The organism is Streptomyces sp. SS8 (assembly GCF_054072955.1).
Map to the genome: position 1 here is coordinate 189,640 of NZ_JBSVCZ010000003.1, position 18,127 is coordinate 207,766.

18 protein-coding genes and 1 pseudogene are annotated in these 18,127 nt (G+C 75.4%); 6 read left to right on the plus strand and 13 right to left on the minus strand.

Annotated elements, in window-relative coordinates:
• Positions 1 to 84: 84 nt before the first annotated feature.
• Entirely contained in the window at positions 85 to 1,230 is a 1,146-nt protein-coding gene (locus tag ACW69E_RS04785; RefSeq protein WP_457496905.1) for a hypothetical protein, read from the plus strand.
• A gap of 182 nt (positions 1,231 to 1,412) precedes the next feature.
• Positions 1,413 to 1,685 carry a hypothetical protein gene (locus ACW69E_RS04790; protein ID WP_457496906.1) on the plus strand — a complete coding sequence of 91 codons (273 nt, stop codon included), beginning with the start codon at positions 1,413 to 1,415 and terminating at the stop codon, positions 1,683 to 1,685.
• A gap of 96 nt (positions 1,686 to 1,781) precedes the next feature.
• Here ACW69E_RS04790 and ACW69E_RS04795 read toward each other — a convergent pair whose 3' ends face one another.
• From ACW69E_RS04795 to ACW69E_RS04810, 4 genes are read right to left on the minus strand one after another with little or no spacing between them, the layout of a single operon-like run.
• Complete coding sequence (locus tag ACW69E_RS04795; RefSeq protein ID WP_457496907.1) at positions 1,782 to 2,762, minus strand: ABC transporter substrate-binding protein; 981 nt, start codon at positions 2,760 to 2,762, stop codon at positions 1,782 to 1,784.
• Positions 2,759 to 3,676 carry an ABC transporter ATP-binding protein gene (locus tag ACW69E_RS04800; RefSeq protein WP_457496908.1) on the minus strand — a complete coding sequence of 306 codons (918 nt, stop codon included), beginning with the start codon at positions 3,674 to 3,676 and terminating at the stop codon, positions 2,759 to 2,761. The genes ACW69E_RS04795 and ACW69E_RS04800 overlap by 4 nt, the downstream gene beginning before the upstream one ends.
• A complete protein-coding gene (locus ACW69E_RS04805; RefSeq protein ID WP_457496997.1) occupies positions 3,673 to 4,764 on the minus strand; it encodes a FecCD family ABC transporter permease in 1,092 nt (363 codons plus the stop codon). Before ACW69E_RS04805 ends, ACW69E_RS04800 begins: the two co-directional genes overlap by 4 nt.
• A gap of 14 nt (positions 4,765 to 4,778) precedes the next feature.
• The gene (locus ACW69E_RS04810) at positions 4,779 to 5,840 is read right to left on the minus strand and encodes a FecCD family ABC transporter permease (RefSeq protein WP_457496909.1); all 1,062 of its coding nucleotides are present in this window, start codon (positions 5,838 to 5,840) and stop codon (positions 4,779 to 4,781) included.
• A gap of 135 nt (positions 5,841 to 5,975) precedes the next feature.
• On the opposite strand from ACW69E_RS04810, the pseudogene ACW69E_RS04815 reads away from it, so the two are divergent.
• Positions 5,976 to 6,599 (plus strand): annotated as a pseudogene (locus tag ACW69E_RS04815) (HAD family hydrolase); the annotation flags it as partial.
• Positions 6,600 to 6,614: 15 nt separating this feature from the next.
• On the opposite strand, the gene ACW69E_RS04820 reads toward ACW69E_RS04815, so the two are convergent.
• Positions 6,615 to 6,857 (minus strand): hypothetical protein, encoded by a 243-nt coding sequence (locus ACW69E_RS04820; RefSeq protein WP_093846952.1) that lies wholly within the window; start codon positions 6,855 to 6,857, stop codon positions 6,615 to 6,617.
• 214 nt (positions 6,858 to 7,071) lie between these two features.
• Between ACW69E_RS04820 and ACW69E_RS04825 the strand changes: the two genes are divergently transcribed.
• Positions 7,072 to 7,455, plus strand: coding sequence for a cold-shock protein (locus ACW69E_RS04825; RefSeq protein WP_457496910.1), 384 nt, complete (start codon positions 7,072 to 7,074; stop codon positions 7,453 to 7,455).
• 57 nt (positions 7,456 to 7,512) lie between these two features.
• On the opposite strand, the gene ACW69E_RS04830 is transcribed toward ACW69E_RS04825, so the two are convergent.
• The 4 genes from ACW69E_RS04830 to ACW69E_RS04845 form a co-directional block, all read right to left on the minus strand.
• A complete protein-coding gene (locus ACW69E_RS04830; RefSeq protein WP_457496911.1) occupies positions 7,513 to 8,388 on the minus strand; it encodes a 1,4-dihydroxy-6-naphthoate synthase in 876 nt (291 codons plus the stop codon).
• Complete coding sequence (locus ACW69E_RS04835; protein ID WP_457496912.1) at positions 8,369 to 9,067, minus strand: futalosine hydrolase; 699 nt, start codon at positions 9,065 to 9,067, stop codon at positions 8,369 to 8,371. The genes ACW69E_RS04830 and ACW69E_RS04835 overlap by 20 nt, the downstream gene beginning before the upstream one ends.
• A 62-nt stretch (positions 9,068 to 9,129) precedes the next feature.
• Complete coding sequence (locus tag ACW69E_RS04840; RefSeq protein ID WP_457496913.1) at positions 9,130 to 9,633, minus strand: DUF2771 domain-containing protein; 504 nt, start codon at positions 9,631 to 9,633, stop codon at positions 9,130 to 9,132.
• A 27-nt stretch (positions 9,634 to 9,660) separates the two neighbouring features.
• Positions 9,661 to 11,118, minus strand: coding sequence for an MFS transporter (locus ACW69E_RS04845; RefSeq protein ID WP_457496914.1), 1,458 nt, complete (start codon positions 11,116 to 11,118; stop codon positions 9,661 to 9,663).
• 254 nt (positions 11,119 to 11,372) lie between these two features.
• Here ACW69E_RS04845 and ACW69E_RS04850 point away from each other — a divergent pair, with 254 nt between their 5' ends.
• Positions 11,373 to 12,299 (plus strand): DUF3027 domain-containing protein, encoded by a 927-nt coding sequence (locus ACW69E_RS04850; protein ID WP_457496998.1) that lies wholly within the window; start codon positions 11,373 to 11,375, stop codon positions 12,297 to 12,299.
• Positions 12,300 to 12,350: 51 nt separating this feature from the next.
• On the opposite strand, the gene ACW69E_RS04855 is transcribed toward ACW69E_RS04850, so the two are convergent.
• From ACW69E_RS04855 to htpX, 4 genes are all read right to left on the minus strand, one after another.
• Positions 12,351 to 12,788: a type II toxin-antitoxin system HicB family antitoxin gene (locus tag ACW69E_RS04855; RefSeq protein WP_457496915.1), complete on the minus strand. Its 438-nt coding sequence runs from the start codon at positions 12,786 to 12,788 to the stop codon at positions 12,351 to 12,353.
• Positions 12,785 to 12,997 carry a type II toxin-antitoxin system HicA family toxin gene (locus tag ACW69E_RS04860; protein WP_093846940.1) on the minus strand — a complete coding sequence of 71 codons (213 nt, stop codon included), beginning with the start codon at positions 12,995 to 12,997 and terminating at the stop codon, positions 12,785 to 12,787. Before ACW69E_RS04860 ends, ACW69E_RS04855 begins: the two co-directional genes overlap by 4 nt.
• Positions 12,998 to 13,110: 113 nt before the next feature.
• A complete protein-coding gene (gene pspAB / locus ACW69E_RS04865) occupies positions 13,111 to 13,689 on the minus strand; it encodes a PspA-associated protein PspAB (RefSeq protein WP_457496916.1) in 579 nt (192 codons plus the stop codon).
• Between the two features lie 31 nt (positions 13,690 to 13,720).
• On the minus strand, positions 13,721 to 14,620 hold the full coding sequence (gene htpX / locus ACW69E_RS04870) for a zinc metalloprotease HtpX (protein WP_457496917.1): 900 nt from the start codon (positions 14,618 to 14,620) through the stop codon (positions 13,721 to 13,723).
• A 302-nt stretch (positions 14,621 to 14,922) separates the two neighbouring features.
• Between htpX and ACW69E_RS04875 the strand changes: the two genes are divergently transcribed.
• The gene (locus ACW69E_RS04875) at positions 14,923 to 18,111 is read left to right on the plus strand and encodes a sacsin N-terminal ATP-binding-like domain-containing protein (RefSeq protein WP_457496918.1); all 3,189 of its coding nucleotides are present in this window, start codon (positions 14,923 to 14,925) and stop codon (positions 18,109 to 18,111) included.
• The last annotated feature ends 16 nt before the right edge of the window (positions 18,112 to 18,127 follow it).

Here is an 18,127-nt window from a genome sequence, read left to right on the forward strand (position 1 = left end):
GTGGACAACCGGTTCCGCGCGCGGACGGTGCGGGTACGGTCGTGGCGTACGGATGCCAGGGACCAGTAGCCGCTGAGGTGTCGGGTGGGGATCGAGAGCGAACAGCTGGTCTTCGACTATCTGAGCCGGATCGGGGATCTGGCGCACGGCACGGCCATGACGGCCGCCGAGCGGGCGCGTCTGGTGGCCGGGGTGCGCGCCGACATCGAGCGGCGCCGCGCCGAGGCGGGCGGCGCGCACACCGCGGCCGGGGTGCGCCGGATCCTGGACGGGATCGGGCGGCCGGAGGACGTGGTCGCGGGCACGGGCGTCTCCGTGCCGCAGCCCAGGGAGCACGGGCCGGCGGAGCCCCGGCCAGTGGAGCCCCGGTCCGTGGAGCCCCGGCCGGCGGAGCGCAGGTTCGTGGGGCGCAGGGCGGCGCGGGAGGCCCCGGAGGGCGGGCCGGCGGCGGACGGCGGCGACCCGCTGCGGAAGCAGCCGAAGCGGCCGAAACCATCGAAGTCGCCGAAGCAGCCGAAGTCACCGAAACCGCCGGAGCGGTCGACCGCCGCCTCGCCGCCCCATCTCGCACCCGCCCACGAACTGGGCCCCGGGGAGAGCGACCCCGACTGGTGGAGCGGAGGACCGGGCGCCCCCCGGTACGCGCCGGGCGGCCGGCGGCCGGTCGGCGGCTTCGACGGCGGGATCGAGCTGCCGGAGGTGCTCGAGCAGCCGCCGGACCCGGACAAGGAGAGGGAGGCGGCGCGGCGGAAGGCGGAGGCCGCGCAGGCCGCCGACGCCGACGCGGTGGACGAGACCCCGGCCGCGCCCGGGCGGAACCGCCTGCCGCGCCCGCTGCGCCCGCGCACCGCGAAGGCGGCGGGCGGCGCCCCGCGTACGGCCCGTGTGCCGCGTGTGGGCGGCGCCGTGGAGCTGGCGGCCGCCGCACTGCTGGTGGCGGGCGCGGTGATGGGCTCGCTGATCCCGCTGGGCCTGGGCTGGCTGGCCGCATGGTGGTCGCCCCGGCTGAGCCGCCAGGAGGCCAAGTGGGCGGTGACGGTCGTGCCCGGTACGGTCGCGGCCGCCGGGCTGGTGTGGCTGTGGGGCCGCACCGAGGGCCGCTGGGGGGAGCCGATAGCCGAGGGCGCGCTGGGCGAGGCGATCACCGCCTCCTGGCCCTGGGCGCTGCGCACTGCGGCCGTCGCCAGCGCCCTCTACCTGCTGTGGCGGGCCCGGCGGCCGAGAGGATAGCGAAGAGAAGAGGACGGGGGGAGGACGGGGGAGAAGCGTTGGAGGAGTTCCTGGGCCTTCTTTTCACCCTGCTGAGTGCCGGTCTCGGTTTTCTGGGCGTGAGACTCCTGGTGCCGCTTGTGCGGAACGGCAGGTTCGCCAGGGGGAGGGCCGGCGTTCGCACGGTGGGCGAGTGCGTGAACATGCGCTGGACATCGGGCGGCTGGGTGTCCAGCATCGTCGCCTATGAGGACGAGGACGGCGAGCGGCACCTCGCGTCGACCGGCGCCCGCCCGGTCATACCCGTCCGCATAGGGGAGACCGCCGAGGTCCGCTACGACCCGCGGGGCAGGGCGGCAGCGGTGGTGAACGGCGAGATACCGTCCAGGGGTGTGTATGCCCTCGGCCTGGTGCCGATCGGCGTCGGCCTGGCCTTCGGTGCCATCGGGATCCACTACCTGTCGACGGCTGTCTGAGACCTGAGGTCCGAAGGAGAGGCCCGTGCGCCGGCCGGGCGGGGCACACCGACGCACGGCCGGCGGCCGCCCGGGCCCGGCGGACGGGGCCGGAGATCAGCCCTCGGAGGTGCCGGAGCCCTTGGGCAGCAGCTCCTTCATCTCCTCCAGGATCGTGTCGGCGGCCGTGTAGCCGATGCCCTGGATCCAGGTCTCGTCGTCCACGCGGTGGGCGCGGCCGTTCTCCACCGCCTCCATGCCCTTCCACAGCGCGCCGCCGACGGCCTTGTCCTCGCCGGACTTCGCCGGGTCGCCGTAGGAGGTGTAGAGGACGACGTCCGCGTCGCCCTGGTCGACCTTCTCCGGGCTGACGTCGACCGAGAAGCCGTCGGGGGCCTTGTCGGCGATGGCCGGGCGGCTCACACCGATGTCGGCGAGGATGGAGCCGATGTAGTTCTGCCTGCCGTAGACGCGGGTGTCGGCGCCCTCGACGAAGCGGACGACGCTCACCGTCAGCTCCCGGGCCTTCTCCGGGCCGCCGAGCGCCTCGGTGACCTCGGCCGCCTTCGCCTCGTAGGCGTCGATGACCTTCTCCGCCTCGTCCTGCCGGTTGAGGGCGTTGGCGTGGACCAGGAAGTTCTGCTTCCAGGGCGCGCCGGTGGTCTCGGTGAAGACGGTCGGGGCGATCTTCGACAGCTCGTCGTAGCGGTCCTTGTCGCGGATGTCGCTGCCCAGGATCAGGTCCGGCTTGAGCGCCGCGATCCTCTCCAGGTTGGGCGCGGCGATGTTGCCGACGTTCTCGATGCCCTCGACCTTCTCCTCGGGCAGGTACTTCAGGAAGCCGGAGGCCACGTCGGAGCGGGTGGAGCCGACGGGCTTGACGCCCAGGGTGATGGCCGAGTCCAGCTCGGCGGTGTCGAGGACGACCACGCGCTCGGGCTCGGCGGGGACCTCCACCTCCCCGTGGGCGGTCATCACCGTCCGGGTCTCCCCGGAGGCGGCGCTGCCCTCCCCGCCGCAGGCGGACAGGGCGAGGGCGAGGACGGAGGCCAGCGCGGTGGCGCCGGCGGCGGTCGTACGGCGGCGGGTGAGGGTCACGGGGAAGCCTTTCGGAAACTGACGGGGACGGAACCGGGGGTGCCGGGAGCAACGGGAGCGGGCGCACCGGGGGCGCCCGGAACGACGAGTGGGCCGCCCGTCACCGGGTCGGGCACCACCACGGCCTCCAGGCCGAAGACCTCGCGGACCAGACCGGCGGTGACGGCCCGGCCCGGCGGCCCCTGCGCGACGATCCGGCCCCCGCGCATCGCGACGAGGTGGTCGGCGTAGCGGGCGGCCTGGTTGAGGTCGTGCAGGACCATCACGACCGTGCGGCCCCGCTCCCGGTTGAGCCGCCGCACCAGGTCGAGGACCTCCACCTGGTGGGCGATGTCGAGGTACGTGGTCGGCTCGTCGAGCAGCAGCAGCTCGGTCTCCTGGGCGAGCGCCATGGCGATCCACACGCGCTGCCGCTGGCCGCCCGACAGCTCGTCCACGGCCCGGTCGGCCAGTTCGGTGACGCCGGTGCTGTCCATGGCGTCGGTGACGGCCCGCTCGTCGGCCTCCGACCACTGCTGCCACCAGCGCTGGTGGGGCTGGCGGCCCCGGGCGACGAGGTCGCCGACGGTGATCGCCTCGGGGGCGACCGGCGCCTGGGGGAGCAGCCCGAGGGAGCGGGCGACCGCGCGGGTGGGCACGCGGTCCAGCTCCCGGCCGTCCAGCAGCACGGCGCCGTGCCGGGGCCGCAGCAGCCGGCCCAGCGCCCGCAGCAGGGTGGACTTGCCGCACGCGTTGGGGCCGACGACGACGGTGACGCGGCCGTCGGGCACGTCGAGGTCGAGGCCGTCGACGACCGTGCGGCTGTCGTAGGCGAGGGTCAGGCCGCGGGCCGCCAGCCGGCTCGCGGGCGCGCCGGGCCCGGTCGGCCTGTCCGGCCCGCCGGCCGCCGTGGACGCGGTGGTGGTGTCCGTCATGGTCTTCCTCCGGTGCGTCCGCGGGCGATCAGCCAGACGAGGTAGGGCGCCCCGATCGCCGCCGTCAGCACTCCGACCGGCAGCTCCACCGGCGCCAGGAGCCTGCGGGCCAGCAGGTCGCCGAGGGTGACGATGAAGGCGCCCAGCAGGGCCGTGGCGAGCAGCGGGATCTGAGCGGTGCGCGTCAGGCGGCGGGCGATCTGCGGGGAGAGCAGCGCCACGAAGTCCACCGGCCCGGCCGCCCCGGTGGCCACCGAGGCCAGGACGACGCCGGTGGCCGCCAGCCCCAGCCGGACGCGGCCCAGCCGCACCCCCAGGGCGGTGGCGGTGTCGTCGTCGAGGGCCGCCTGCCGCTGGGCGCGGGCGCACCACAGCACGGCGGGCAGCACGGCCAGCAGCGCCCAGCCCAGGGGCCCGGCCTGCTCCCAGCCGCGCCCGTTGAGGGAGCCGGTCAGCCACACCTGGGCCTGCTGGGCGGCGAGGAAGTCGCCCTTGGTCATGAACAGCTGGGTGAGCGAGCGCAGCGCGACGGAGAAGCCCAGGCCGATCAGGACGAAGCGGGCCGCGCTCAGGCCGCGCCGCCAGGCGAAGACGTAGACCAGCGCGGCGGCGAGCATCCCGCCCGCCACGGAGAGGTAGGGCAGCAGGGCGTACGAGGTCAGGCCGAAGGTCATCGCGCCGACGGTCACGGCGGCCGCGCCGTGGGTGACGCCGATGATCTCCGGGCTGGCCAGGGGGTTGCGGGCGACGGTCTGGATCAGCCCGCCCGCCACCCCGAGCGCGGCGCCCACCATCAGCCCGAGGACCACGCGCGGCAGCCGCAGCGTGCCCACGACCAGTTCGTCCGGGGACGGCAGGCCCAGCAGTACCCGCACCACCTCGGTGGGCGCGGTGGCGGTCTCGCCGAGGCAGAGGGAAGCGACGACGGCCGCGGCCAGCGCGGTGGCGAGGCCGGCCGTGACCGCGGCCGAGCGGCGGTGGAGCAGGAACGAGGCGCGCCCGCGGCGCACCAGGCCGTACCCCGGGGGCCTTACGGGTGTCTCGCGGGGCAGCTCGCGGCCCGGTGCCTCGCGGGGCGTCTCGCTCACGGCGCCGGGCGCGGTCACGGCCCCACCGCCTTCCCGGCCCGGCCGCGCACCAGCGCCACCAGGAAGGGCACGCCGATCAGTGCCGTCATCACGCCCGCCGGCACCTCGCCCGGCGGCACCACGATCCGCCCGGCCACGTCCGCCACCAGCAGCACCACCGGGCCCAGCAGCGCGGCCGCGGGCAGCAGCCAGCGGTGGTCGGAGCCGACGAGGGCGCGGGCCAGGTGGGGGACGGCCAGGCCGACGAAGGCGATGGGCCCGGCGGCGGCGACCCCGGCGCCGGTCAGGACGGTGGCCCCGAGGCCGCCGGTGATCCGTACGGCCGCGGTGTTCTGCCCCAGGCCCCTGGCCATGTCCTCGCCCAGCGCCAGGGCGTCCAGACCGCGCGCGACGGCCATCACCAGCAGCGCGCCCGTCGCCAGGAACGGCCACACCTGCCCGATCACCTCCGCATCGCGCCCGGCGACCGAGCCGACCTGCCAGAAGCGGAACTCGTCCAGGGCCGCGGCCCGCGTCGTCAGCACCCCCGCCACCACCGAGTACAGCAGCGCGTTGACGGCGGCCCCGGCCAGTGCCAGGCGCACCGGCGTGGCCCCCTCGCGGCCCCGGGCGGCGACCGCGTAGACGGCCGCCCCCGCGACGCCCGCGCCGGCGAAGGCGAACCAGACGTATCCGGAGAGCGTGTGCACCCCGGCGAAGGCGATGGCCAGTACGACACCCAGTGCCGCGCCCTGGCTGACGCCGAGGATGCCGGGTTCGGCGATGGGGTTGCGGGTCAGGCCCTGCATCACGCAGCCGGCCAGCCCGAGCGCGGCGCCGACCAGCACCGCCAGCAGGGTGCGCGGGGCGCGCATGGTCCGCACCACCTGGGCGGCGGGGCCGTCGCCGCCGTGCACCAGCGCCTCGTACACCGCGTCCGGCGCGATGGCGCGGCTGCCGACGGCCAGGCTCAGCAGCACGGCCAGGGCGAGGGCGGCCGTGACCGCACCCACCGCGCCCAGCCGGCGGGCCGTCCGCGCGCGACGCGGGCCGGCCACCGGCCGGCCGGGCGCGGCGGGTGCTGGGGCGACGGGCATCTGCGACCTCGGACGGGGTGCGGGCGGACGGGAGCCGGGGACAGGACGGGACAGGACCGGCTTCGCGTCACGGAAGCCGCAGAACCGGCCAGCCAAGGTTAGGCGAGCCTAACCAACCATGTCACGGAGTGCACAATGTGGGGTATGGCATCTCCCGCGGTGACGGTCGGCTTCGACCTGGACATGACGCTGATCGACTCGCGCCCCGGCATCCGGGCGACCTATCTGGCCCTCGCCGCCGAGACCGGCGTCCACATCGACGCCGACCTGGCCGTCACCCGCCTCGGGCCGCCGCTGGAGGTCGAGCTGGCACACTGGTTCGACGAGGAGGCGATCGACGAGGCCGCCGTCCGCTACCGCGAGCTGTACGTGAGCCACGCCATCGAGCCGGCCCTGCCCATGCCCGGGGCCCGGGAGGCGGTGGAGGCGGTCCGGCGGGCGGGCGGCACGGCGATCGTGGTCACCGCCAAGCACGAGCCCAGCGCCAGGCTCCACCTCGACCACCTGGGCATCGAGCCGGACGCGGTGATCGGATGGCTGTGGGCGGAGGCCAAGGCACAGGCGCTGGTCGAGCACGGCGCCGGCGTCTACGTCGGGGACCACCTGGGCGACGTGCGCGGGGCGCGGGCGGCCGGGGCCCTGTCGGTGGCGGTGCCGACGGGCCCGTGCGGCGCGGCGGAGCTGCGGCAGGCGGGGGCCGATGTGGTGCTGGAGGACCTGACGGCCTTCCCCGCCTGGCTGGCGGCGTACGCGGCGGCCAGGACCCCTCAGGCGCTACCGGCGGGCCGCCTCGCGCGCCTCGCGGCGCTGCACGGCGATCGACCGCAGTACCCCGGCGCCGGCGACGGCGAAGCCGACGCCCATCAGCATGCTGACGAGGTACGCGGCCGTGGGCAGCGGGTCGGAGCCGAGGAACAGGGGCGTGATGGTCGCGAGAGTGGCCACCGCGCCGACGACGAAGACGACGGCGCCGATGCGGACGAGCAGATCTCCCGCGCGGGACGTTTCACTGGTCACCAGGACAGGGTAGTTCCGTGTGAAGACACGCGCGGGACACGGGGGAGGCGGCCCGGGGCGTCTTGTCACCGGGGAGCGGATCATTAGTCTTGGTGACGGCGGGTCATGCGGCCCGCCGCGGTCTTGTGCGGAACCGTTGCCTTTCAAGAAGTCGTTGTTTTCCCGACAGGTCGTAGCCCGGGCATCCGGACGAATTACGAGGACGAGGACAGACGTGCCTACCGGCAAGGTCAAGTGGTTCAACAGTGAGAAGGGTTTCGGCTTCCTCTCCCGCGACGACGGCGGTGACGTCTTCGTGCACTCGTCGGTGCTCCCGTCCGGGGTGACCACGCTGCGGCCCGGCCAGCGCGTCGAGTTCGGGGTCGTCGCGGGCCAGCGCGGCGACCAGGCCCTCTCCGTCACCCTGCTGGACCCGGCCCCCTCCGTGGCCGCCGCCCAGCGCCGCGGGCCGGACGAGCTGGCGTCGATCGTGCAGGACCTCACCACCTTGCTGGACGGGGTCGCGCAGCAGCTGGAGCGGGGCCGCTACCCCGACCGCCAGCACGGCCACAAGATCGCCGGCATGCTCCGCGTCGTGGCCGACCAGCTCGACGTCTGACCGGGCGCCCGGCCGCGCGCCCAGTGCGGGCCCGGCCGGCGCCACCGCCCGCACGAACTACACGAAGTCCAGCGCGCCGGGGCCCAGGGGCGGCACCAGCTCCTCGGCCGCGGCGCGCGTGAGCAGCCCGCGCACCGCCGCGTAGCCGCTCTCGCCGAGACCGGCGGTGAACTCGTTGACGTACAGCCCGATGTGCCGGTCCGCGACCGAGGGGTCCATCTCCTGTGCGTGCTCCAGCACGTAGGGCCGTGACGCCTGGGGGTCCTCCCACGCCATCCGCACCGAGGTGCGGGCCGCCCCGGCCAGCGCCCGCAGCACCGGCGCGCCCAGCGAGCGCCTGGCGATGATCGCGCCCAGCGGGATCGGCAGCCCGGTGGTGCCCTCCCAGTACTCGCCCATGTCGGCGAGCCGGTGCAGGCCGTAGTCCTGGTAGGTGAAGCGGGCCTCGTGGATGACCAGCCCGGCGTCCACCCGGCCGTCGCGCACGGCGGGCATGATCTCGTGGAAGGGCAGCACGGCGATCTTCCCGACCCCGCCGGGCACCCGCTCGGCCGCCCACAGCCGGAACAGCAGGTACGCCGTGGAGCGCTCGCCCGGCACCGCCACCGTCGCGCCGCCCAGATCCGCCTCCGCACCCGGCTCGCGGGTGAGCACCAGCGGGCCGCAGCCGCGCCCCAGCGCGCCGCCGCACGGCAGCAGCGCGTACTCGTCCAGCACCCACGGCAGGACGGCGTAGGAGACCTTCAGCACGTCCAGCTCGCCGCGCTCGGCCATCCCGTTGGTGACGTCGATGTCGGCGAACGTCACGTCCAGCTCCGGCGCGCCCGGCACCAGGCCGTGCGCCCAGGCGTGGAAGACGAAGGTGTCGTTGGGGCAGGGGGAGTAGGCGATCCGCAGCGGCCGCCCGGTGCTGTCATTGCCGGTGCCGGTCAAGGTCACTCCAACCGTCGAGTACGGGCACGATCCTGCCGAAGGCCGCGGTCAGGGCGTCCAGCGCCTCCGCGAACCGCCAGGCGGCGCGGTCGCGCGGGCCCACCGCGTTGGAGACGGCGCGGACCTCCAGTACGGGTACCCCGCCGCAGGCCGCGGCCGCCTCCGCGACCCCGAAGCCCTCCATCGCCTCGGCCAGCGCTCCCGGGTGCCGGCGCGCCAGCAGCGCGGCCCGCTCTGCGGTGCCGGTGGCGGTGGAGACCGTCAGCACCGGGCCCAGGGCCGCGCCCGCCGCCTCGGCGGCGGCCCGTGACAGCGCCTCGGGCGGCAGGTGGACGCTGGTGCCGAAGCCCAGCTCGGCCACCGAGGCGAAGGGCTCGGGCCCGGCCGGGGTCTCGGCGCCCAGGTCCGCGGCGACGATCTCGGAGGCGAGGGCCACCGAGCCGACCGGGGCCAGCGGGGCGAAGCCGCCGCCGATGCCCGCCGAGACCACCAGGCCGTACGGGCGGCCCCGTGCCGCGCCGCGCTCCAGCGCCACGGCGGTACGGGCCGCCGCGGCGGCGGGCCCGGCTCCGGCGGCCAGTACATCGATGCCGGCCGGGGCGCAGGCGGCCGCCACCGCGTCACGCTCGGCGGGCACCGCCGTGACGACCAGGACCGGCGCGGCCCCTGCCGCGGGCACGGCGGTGCGGTGGGACGGCGCGGTGCGGCGGGACGGCGCGGTGCGGCGGGGCGCTGCGGGGCTCAGTCTTCGCTCTCGCGCTCGAGCTCGAAGTTCCACACGCCCCGGTAGTTGCTGCCGTCGTACTCGACGATGCTCAGCTGCACCGACCGCGCCTCGCCGCCCTGCTGGCCACCGCCGTTCTGGAAGAAGGCGTCGCCGGAGAAGCTGCGGTAGGTCTTGGTGATCCGGTCCGTCACCGCGGGCTGGCCGTTGAGGAACAGCACCCAGCCTTCCTCGCCGATCTCGGGGTCCACGCCGATGCGCAGCAGGTCGCCCTGGCCGACGGTGATGGAGGTGTCGGTGTCCTCCTTGGCGCAGGAGAGCACCTTGTCCTGCGAGATCTTGCCGTTGTCCTCGTAGCAGGCGGCTTCCGTGGAGACGCTGTCGGAACCGACGGTCACGGTCGCTCGGGGAGTCGGCTTCTCGCAGGCGGAGAGGGCGACGAGCCCGAGGGTGGCCGCACCGATGGCTACGGCAGTGCGGATGGTGCGGCTGCCCTTGCCCCGGGAGATCGTGTGGGTCATAGCACGCAGGCTACCCGGCGGTTCCGCTCAGGCGACGCGCGGGTGGGGCGTGCCGTGCCGCGCGGCCGACAACAGGGGGCGGACGGTGGCGAGCGCGCCCACCGCCACGATCACCCCGGCCACTCCCATGCCGACCGGCCCGATCAGCGGCAGCGCGATCCCGGCGGCGCCGCCGGCCACCCACGACATCTGCATCAGCGTCTCGGAGCGGGCGAAGGCGGAGGTGCGCACCAGCTCCGGCACGTCCCGCTGGATCAGCGCGTCCAGCGACAGCTTGCCCAGCGCCTGCGCCAGCCCGGCGACGGCCGCGACGACGGGCACGGTGACCGTGCCGTACAGCACCGCCGCCACCACGGTGGCGGTCAGGGCCAGCGCCAGCACCGAGGCGATGATCACCTCCGGTACGCGGTCGCGCAGCCAGGCGCCCAGCGCCGTGCCCAGCGCGTTGCCGCCGCCCGCCGCCACGGCCACCACACCCAGCGAGACCACGGGGTCCAGGCCGGCCAGGGGGTGCTCGCGCAGCATGAAGGCGAGGAAGAAGGTGAGGAAGCCGGACAGGGCGCGCAGGGAGGAGTTGGCGAGCAGGGCGTTGAACACGGAGGCGCCCACGGTGCGCAGACCGGGCCGCCGGGGCTTGCCGTTCCCGTTGGCGTTCTTCCCCGCGCCGCCCCCGGCTCCGCTCTCCCCGGCCGCGCCCCCGCCGGCATCGGTGCCGCCGTCGCCGTCCCGGCTGTGCGCGGCCTCGTAGGCGGTCAGCAGGGCCCGCCGCTCGCCCTTGGCGGAGTCCACCTTGTGGGGCAGCGAGAAGGACAGGAAGGTGCCGATGACGAAGACGGTGAACGCCCCGTACAGCGGCCAGGAAGGCCCCAGACTGTGCAGCGCGGCCCCGACCGGGGCCGCCGCGCCGGTGGCCAGCAGCCCGGCGAGCGTCACCCGCGAGTTCGCCTTCACCAGCGAGATCCGGTGCGGCAGCAGCCGGGGCACGACCGCCGATCTCACCACCCCGTAGGCCTTGGAGGCCACCAGCACACCCAGCGCCGCCGGATACAGCTCCAGGCTGCCGGTGGCCACCGCCCCGGCCATGCTCAGCGCCAGCAGCGCCCGGCCCAGCATCGACCCGGCCATCGCGGCGCGGCGGCCGTGCGGGATGCGGTCCAGCAGCGGCCCGATGACCGGCGCGAGCAGCGCGAAGGGGGCCAGGGTGACGGCCAGGTAGAGGGCGACGCGCCCGCGCGCCTCGCCGGTGGGGACGGAGAAGAAGATCGTGGACGCCAGGGCGACGGTGATCATCATGTCGCCCGCGGAGTTCACCGCGTGCAGTTCGATGAGCTTGCCCAGCCCGGACTCGCCGGCGCCCTGGGCGTGGGTGGCCTTGCGGATGCGCCTGCCCAGTGCGCGGGGAGGCGTGTGTACGGCGCGGACGATCGCCCGCGCCGTGCGTCGGAATCGCCCCTCGTCGTGCTGGGACGTCCTCAAGGCAGCCACGTCGTCAGTGTGCCCCACCGCTCGCCGCCTAGCCCGGCTCCTTCGGCTGAAGGTTTGGTTGAAGGTGCGACGGCCGGCGGTGTGCGCGCGTGGGGTAGCGTGGGGGGATGGTGCGCTCCGCCCGGTGTGAAAGCCTGGGTCCGGACGTCGCAGCGGTCCCCCGGTCCGCTCCGTCCTCACCCGTCTGACCTGGGCGTACGGTAGGCGCACTCGCGAAACGGCGTAGGAGAGAATCGATTCTTGTGAGTGCTGCGATGCGAGGCCGTACCCCTGATCGCCTGTGCGCCGAGGCGGTTGAACTGGCTCGGGAGGCGGCACAGGAGGCCGCGTTCCCCGGCCGGACCGGCGACCATCTGGGTGCCGTCGCCGACGGGGACCGCGTCGTCACGCACTACTTCGAGTGCCTGGAACCGGGCTACCGCGGCTGGCGCTGGGCCGCCACCGTCGCGCGGGCCTCGCGGGCACGGGTGGTGACCGTCGACGAGACGGTGCTGCTGCCCGGCCCCGACGCGCTGCTCGCCCCCGAATGGGTGCCCTGGAGCGAGCGCCTGCGCCCCGGCGACCTCGGCCCCGGCGACCTGCTGCCCACCGAGGCCGACGACCCGCGCCTGGAGCCCGGCTACACCGGCGGCGGCGAACCCTCCCCGCACGCGGCGGTCGTGGAGTCGGCCTGGGAGGAGGCCGGCGCCGGGGGCCCGGCCGAGGCCGAGGATGCCGACGTCGTCACCAGCGAGCCCGGCGAGCTTCCCGGCGCCCCGGCGCGCGGCAGCATCGCGGCGGTCGCCGAGGAGATCGGCATGGGCCGCCCCCGGGTCCTGTCCCGTCAGGGCCTGCACGAGGCCGCCGACCGCTGGGAGGAGGAGTTCGGCCCCAGGACGCCCATGGCGCAGGCGGCCCCCGCCTCCTGCATGAGCTGCGGCTTCCTGGTGCCGATGGCGGGCTCGCTGCGCCAGGCCTTCGGGGTGTGCGCCAACGAGTTCTCCCCGGCGGACGGCCGCGTGGTCTCCCTCGCTTTCGGCTGCGGCGGCCACTCCGAGGCGGCCGTCATGCCGAAGACGCCGCGCCCGCCGGCGCCGGTGATCGACGAGACGAAGGTGGACGAGATGCCCCTGGGCAAAGGCGTGCGGGCCGACGGCGAGGACGGGGACGCGGACGGCGGCGCGGACGACCCGGAGGCGTAGCGGGCTCCGGCCCGCCGCGGGGCCGGTTGTCCCGGCCCCGCCGAGGCCCGGTCAGCGCTGGACCCGGCGTCCGGTGCGGGGCTTCTCCCTCCGGCTCGTCCGGTGGGCCGCGGACCCCGAACCGAGCAGCTGCGACACCCGCTGGAACGACACCCCCATCACCCGGCCGGCGTCCCGCTGGCTCAGATCGCGGGTCAGGACCGCGGCGGCGTGCCGCATGGCCTCCCGCTCGGCGTCCGCGGCCTCCCGCGCGGCCCGCCTGGCGTCCTCAGCCTGCGCCAGTACCCGCCGGGCCTCCTCCGGGAGTTCGGGCTCGACGGTGACCTCGATCTCTTCCGGCTCGATGTCCAGCATGGCCGCGATCGCCTCGCGAGCCGCTTCGTCGGCCCTGTCCAGCCGTTTGGCCTGGCTGAAGACGCCAGGCAGATCGGGGATCTCCAGAGCCCACCAGTCACCGGCGCGGCGTGCTGTCACGCGGTAAGCGCTCATCGCCACCAACCTTCTCCGAGTTCCGCCTCAAGCCTCTTGCAGATCTGCTCTGCCGTTATCTCGTTGACCTCGCTGTGCTTCGGGATGACGACGGGCGTCGAGCCGCACGTCCAGTACTGATGGCTGCCTTTCTGCCTGTGCATCTCGAAGGCGAGCCCTCTCGCCCTGGCCGCTTTCCTGATCTTGCCGACCAGATCCCTGTACTTCACAGTGTACGTCTAGTCAGGGTAGACAAAATAAGTCCAGTCCCTCTAGACAAGTTCATGCGATCGGGTGAGTGGGCCGGGAGCCGCACCGCCGCCGCCCGGCCGCCGTCGCGGGCTCACAGGCCCGGGGCGCCCCAGAGCGGGAACCAGCGGCCCAGGTCCGGCTCGATGTTCAGGTCGCCCTGGAGAGCCGCCCTGACCTGGAGCTCCAGCGGGTTGTCACGCTTCTGGCCGGGCAGCGGGGCGAAGGGGTAGAAGGTGCCGCGCTTGTAGAGGTAGACCAGCGCGAGGGGCTGCCGGCCGGGGGAGCGGAAGGCGACCAGCGAGCACAGCAGCTGCGGGCCGAACCCGCTGCCCTGCAACGTGGTGTTCACCGCGTGCAGGTCGTTGACCAGGGAGGGCAGCTCCTCGGGGGCGCGGCGCGAGAGCAGCCAGGAGTACCCGTAGCCGTCCTCGCTGAACTCCACCGTCCCGCCCCCGCGCCCGGAGTCCGCGCCCAGCAGGGCCTCCACCTCCTGCCGGATCCGGGTGAAGGCGCCGCCCTCGACGCTCGCGAAGCACACCGAACCCGCTCCGGTGGGGGCCAGGCCCGTGGCGGCCTGGAGGGTGATCGCCGCCGAGGGCAGGGCGAAGAGGCGGTCGAGGTCGGGCCGGGCCGGCTTGCTCCGGCCGAACAGGACGTCCAGCAGACCCACGGCGACTCCTTCCCGGATCCGGTGCTCGGGGTCACTCGCCGCCCAGCCGCTCGGAGATCTCCGCCAGCGCCTCCAGGCGGCGGTCCAGGCTGGGGTGGGTGGAGAACAGCCCGGCCACCGCGCTGCCGGGCCCGAGGGCGGGGGTGAAGAAGAACGCGTTGAACGCCTGGGCCGTGCGCAGGTCCCGGGTGGGGATCCGGGCGATGTCCCCGCTGACCTTGGTCAGCGCCGAGGCCAGGGCGGAGGGTTTCCCGGTGAGCATGGCCGCCGCGCGGTCGGCGGCCAGCTCGCGGTAGCGCGACAGCGCCCGGATCAGCAGGAAGCTGAGGGCGTACACGACCGCGGAGACCAGCATGACCATCGCGAACACGGCGGCGGTGTTCTGGTCCCGGCGGCCCCCGCCGAACAGCTGGGAGTAGAAGGCGAAGCGGACGACCAGCCCGGCCAGCACCCCCAGGAACGAGGCGATGGTGATCACCGCCACGTCGCGGTGGGCGACGTGGGACAGCTCGTGGGCGATGACGCCCTCCAGCTCCTCGGTCTCCAGGCGCCGCGTCAGCCCGGTGGTCACGCAGACCACGGCGTGGTCCGCGTCGCGGCCGGTGGCGAACGCGTTGGGCAGGTCCATGCCGGACACGGCGACCCGCGGCTTCGGCATGTCCGCGGTGGCGCACAACCGGTCGACCACCCCGTGCAGCCGCGGCTCCTCCTCCGGGGTGACCAGACGGCCGCGCATGGCGTACAGGGCGATCCGGTCGGAGAACCAGAACTGCGCGCCCAGCAGGACGGCGGCGATGACGACGACCAGCACGAGGGAGTCCAGCAGCGCGATCAGCGCGGCGACGAACCCCACGTACAGCAGCCCGAGCAGGAACATCGTGAGCACCATGCGCGCGGTCAGGCGCCGGTCGGGCTCGAAGCGGCTGCGCATCACGCACCCGCCCCGGAGACCGGGCTTCCGCCGGAAGTCCGTACAGCGGTCGTGACCCTCGTACCCATCGGGCCCTCCTGTCCGTCACGCTCCCGCCGGACGGGACCGTGGACCGAGACGTGGTTCCCTTTCCTCCCTGTATACCCCAATGCCCGGAATCGCCCCTTCCCCGGTCGCGGACGGGCGGCCGACCCGCGCGACCGGCGGCCCGGCGCGCACCGGGCACACCGGACGCAGTACCGTCGCCCGCGGACAGGCAATCGGGCTCGTCCCGCGGCGGACCTGACGGAGGAGACGGACACGTGAGCGGTACGGTGCTGGTGCAGGGCGCGGACGACGGAGCGGATCCCTTCGACACCGCCCGGCTGCGGCGCGGCGTACTCGACGCCTGGACGGCGTCCCCCGCGCGCTTCCGCGAGGACGCCAACGCCGAGGAGGACCTGGCCCTCGGCGGCTACCGCGACCGGCTGGTGGTCGAGCTGGCCCAGAACGCCGCCGACGCCGCCGCCCGCGCCGGCGTCCCCGGACGGCTGCGGCTCACCCTGCGCGGCAAGGTGCTGGTGGCCGCCAACACCGGGGCGCCCCTGGACGCGGCAGGCGTGGAGTCCCTGTCCACCCTGCGCGCCTCCGCCAAGCGCGACGACGGGACGCCGGGCGCACCGGAGGCGCCGGGCGGACCCCAGGCGGGCCCCGTCGGCCGCTTCGGCGTCGGCTTCGCCGCCGTCCTTGCCGTCAGCGACGAACCCGCCATCGTCTGCCGCACCGGCGGCGCCCGCTGGTCGCTGGCCGAGGCCCGCGAGATGGCCGCCGAGGCCGCCGAGGGCAACCCCGGCCTCGCCGGTGAGCTGCGCCGCCGCGAGGGCCACGTACCGCTGCTGCGCCTGCCGATGCCCGCCCAGGGCACCGCCCCCCAGGGCTACGACACGGCCGTGGTGCTGCCGCTGCGCGACGGCGCGGCCGAGGAACTGGCCGCCCGGCTGCTCACCGCGGTCGACGACGCCCTGCTGCTCACCCTCCCCGGCCTGACCGAGGTCGTCATCGAGGCCGACGGCGGGGTGCGCACGCTCACCCGCCGCCAGGACGGCGCCTACGTCGTGGTCGAGGACAGCGGCGCAGCCGGGGGCGGGGGCGCCACCCGCTGGCGCGTGGCCGCCGACGCCGGACGCACCGACCCCACCCTGCTCGCCGACCGCCCCGTCGAGGAGCGGCGGCGGCCGTACTGGTCGGTCACCTGGGCCGTACCCGTCGACGCCGACGGCGCCCCCGCCCCCGCCCGCACCGTGCCCGTCGTCCACGCCCCCACCCCCACCGACGAGCCGATCGGCCTGCCCGCCCTGCTCATCGCCTCCTTCCCGCTGGACCCCACCCGCCGCCACATCGCCCCCGGACCGCTGGCCGACTTCCTGCTGGAGCGCGCCGCCGACGTCTACGCCACCCTGCTGCGCGACTGGCGGCCGGTCACCACCGGCACCCTCGACCTCGTGCCCGGCCCGCTGGGCAGGGCCGAACTCGACGGCGAACTGCGCCGCCTGGTCCTGGAACGCCTGCGGCGCACCCCCTTCCTGGCGAGCGCCGCCACCGATGACGACAGCGGCGAGCCCCACGCACTGCGCCCCGCCGACGCCGAGATCGCCGAAGGCGCCGGGGCCGACACGGTCGCCGTCCTGGCCGAGCTGTTCCCCGCCCTGCTGCCGGCCGGACTGGAGCGCCGCACCGAGCTGCGCACCCTCGGCGTCCCCCGGGCGCCGCTGGGCGAGCTGATCGACCGGCTGGCCGGCGTGGAACGGGACCCGTCCTGGTGGCGCAGGCTGTACGACTCCCTCGCCGGCACCGACCCCGACCGGCTCACCGGCCTGCCCGTCCCCCTCGCCGACGGCCGCACCACCATCGGACCGCGCCGGGTGCTGCTGCCCCTGCCCGACACCACGGGTGCCGGCTCGCTGACCCGCCTCGGCCTGAAGGTCGCCCACCCCGACGCCGCCCACCCGCTGCTGGAGAAGCTGGGCGCCACCCCGGCCACACCCCGCGCGGTGCTCACCACCCCGCAGGTACGGGCGGCCGTCGCCGCCTCGCTGGAGGCCGAGGAGAGCTGGTACGGCGACGAGGAGGAGGACGGCGGCCCCCTGGACGCCGAGGAACTGGCCGACACCGTCCTCGCCCTCGTCCGCGACGCACGCCTCTCGCCCGGCGACGAGCCCTGGCTGGGCGCCCTCGCCCTCCCCGACGAGGACGGCGAACTCGCCCCGGCCGCCGAGCTGGTCTTCCCCGGCAGCGCCTTCGAACGCGTCATCCGCGAGGGCGAACTGCCCGCCTGCGACGCCGAACTGGCCGAGAAGTGGGGCGAGGAGACCCTCGCCGCGGCCGGCGTGCTCGCCGACTTCGCCCTGGTACGCGCCACCGACCTCGTCCTGGACCCGGACGAACTCGAGCCCCGCGACACCGACTTCCCCGAGCCCGACGACGCCGGCCTGCTGGACGCCGTCGACGTGTGGTGCGAGGACGTCCTCGACACCCTGCCCGAGACGCCCGTACCGCCGGTGGTCTCCGAACTGCTCGCCGTACGCGACCTGGACCTCGTCGACGACGACCGCTGGCCGCAGGCCCTGCGGATGCTCTCCCGTCCCCCGCTGCGCGACGCGCTCACCACCCCGGTACGCGTCCTGCTGCCCGACGGCACGGTCGAGACCGTCCGCCCCTACACCGCCTGGTGGCTGCGCGGCCACCCCGTCCTGGACGGCCGCCGCCCCGCCGGACTGCGCGCGGCCGGCGGCGACCCGCTGCTGGCCGGCCTGTACGAGGAGGCCCCCGCCGCCACCTCGGGCCTGGACGAGCAGGTGCTGCGCGCCCTGGGCATCCGCACCTCCGCCGCCGCCCTGCTGGACGAACCCGGCGGCGCCTCCGAACTCCTGGGCCGCCTCGCCGACCCCGGCCTGCCCGTCACCCCCGCCCAGCTCCACGGCCTTTACAACCTGCTGGCCGAACTCGACCCGGACGAGGTCACACTGCCGGACGAACTGCGCGCCGTGGCCGACGGCGAGGTACGCCTGGTGGACGCCGCCGACGCGCTGGTCGCCGACGCCCCCGACCTGCTGCCCCTGGCCACCGGCCGCCCCCTGCTGCCGGTACGCCCGGCCCTGGCCGCCGCACTGGCCGCCGTCCTCGACGTACGCCGCCTCAGCGAGGCCGTCGGCGAGGGGCTGCCCGCCCCGGATGCCGGAGCGGGCGAGGTGCGCGAGGTGCCCGACGCGGTACGCGTCCTGCTGCCCGGCGCCCCGGCCACCTACGTCGAGCACGACGAACTCGTCCTCGCCGGCGTGGAACTGGACTGGCGGCTCACCCCCGACGGCACCCTCCACGCCGCCACCGTCGAGGGCGTCGCGGCCGGCCTGGCCTGGGCGGCCGGCCAGTGGCCGCGCCGCTTCGAGGCCGCCGCCCTGCTGGAGGACCCCTCCCGGGCCGCCGAACTGGCCCGCGACCGCTGGTTCGACTGACACCCGGCAGCCCGGC

Coding starts and splice junctions, on each gene's coding strand:
- ACW69E_RS04855 (WP_457496915.1), bottom strand. CDS start 12,788: ATGAGCGCTTACCGCGTGACAGCACGCCGCGCCGGTGACTGGTGGGCT.
- ACW69E_RS04800 (WP_457496908.1), bottom strand. CDS start 3,676: ATGACGGACACCACCACCGCGTCCACGGCGGCCGGCGGGCCGGACAGG.
- ACW69E_RS04850 (WP_457496998.1), top strand. CDS start 11,373: ATGCGAGGCCGTACCCCTGATCGCCTGTGCGCCGAGGCGGTTGAACTG.
- ACW69E_RS04790 (WP_457496906.1), top strand. CDS start 1,413: ATGCGCTGGACATCGGGCGGCTGGGTGTCCAGCATCGTCGCCTATGAG.
- ACW69E_RS04810 (WP_457496909.1), bottom strand. CDS start 5,840: ATGCCCGTCGCCCCAGCACCCGCCGCGCCCGGCCGGCCGGTGGCCGGC.
- ACW69E_RS04840 (WP_457496913.1), bottom strand. CDS start 9,633: ATGACCCACACGATCTCCCGGGGCAAGGGCAGCCGCACCATCCGCACT.
- htpX (WP_457496917.1), bottom strand. CDS start 14,620: ATGCGCAGCCGCTTCGAGCCCGACCGGCGCCTGACCGCGCGCATGGTG.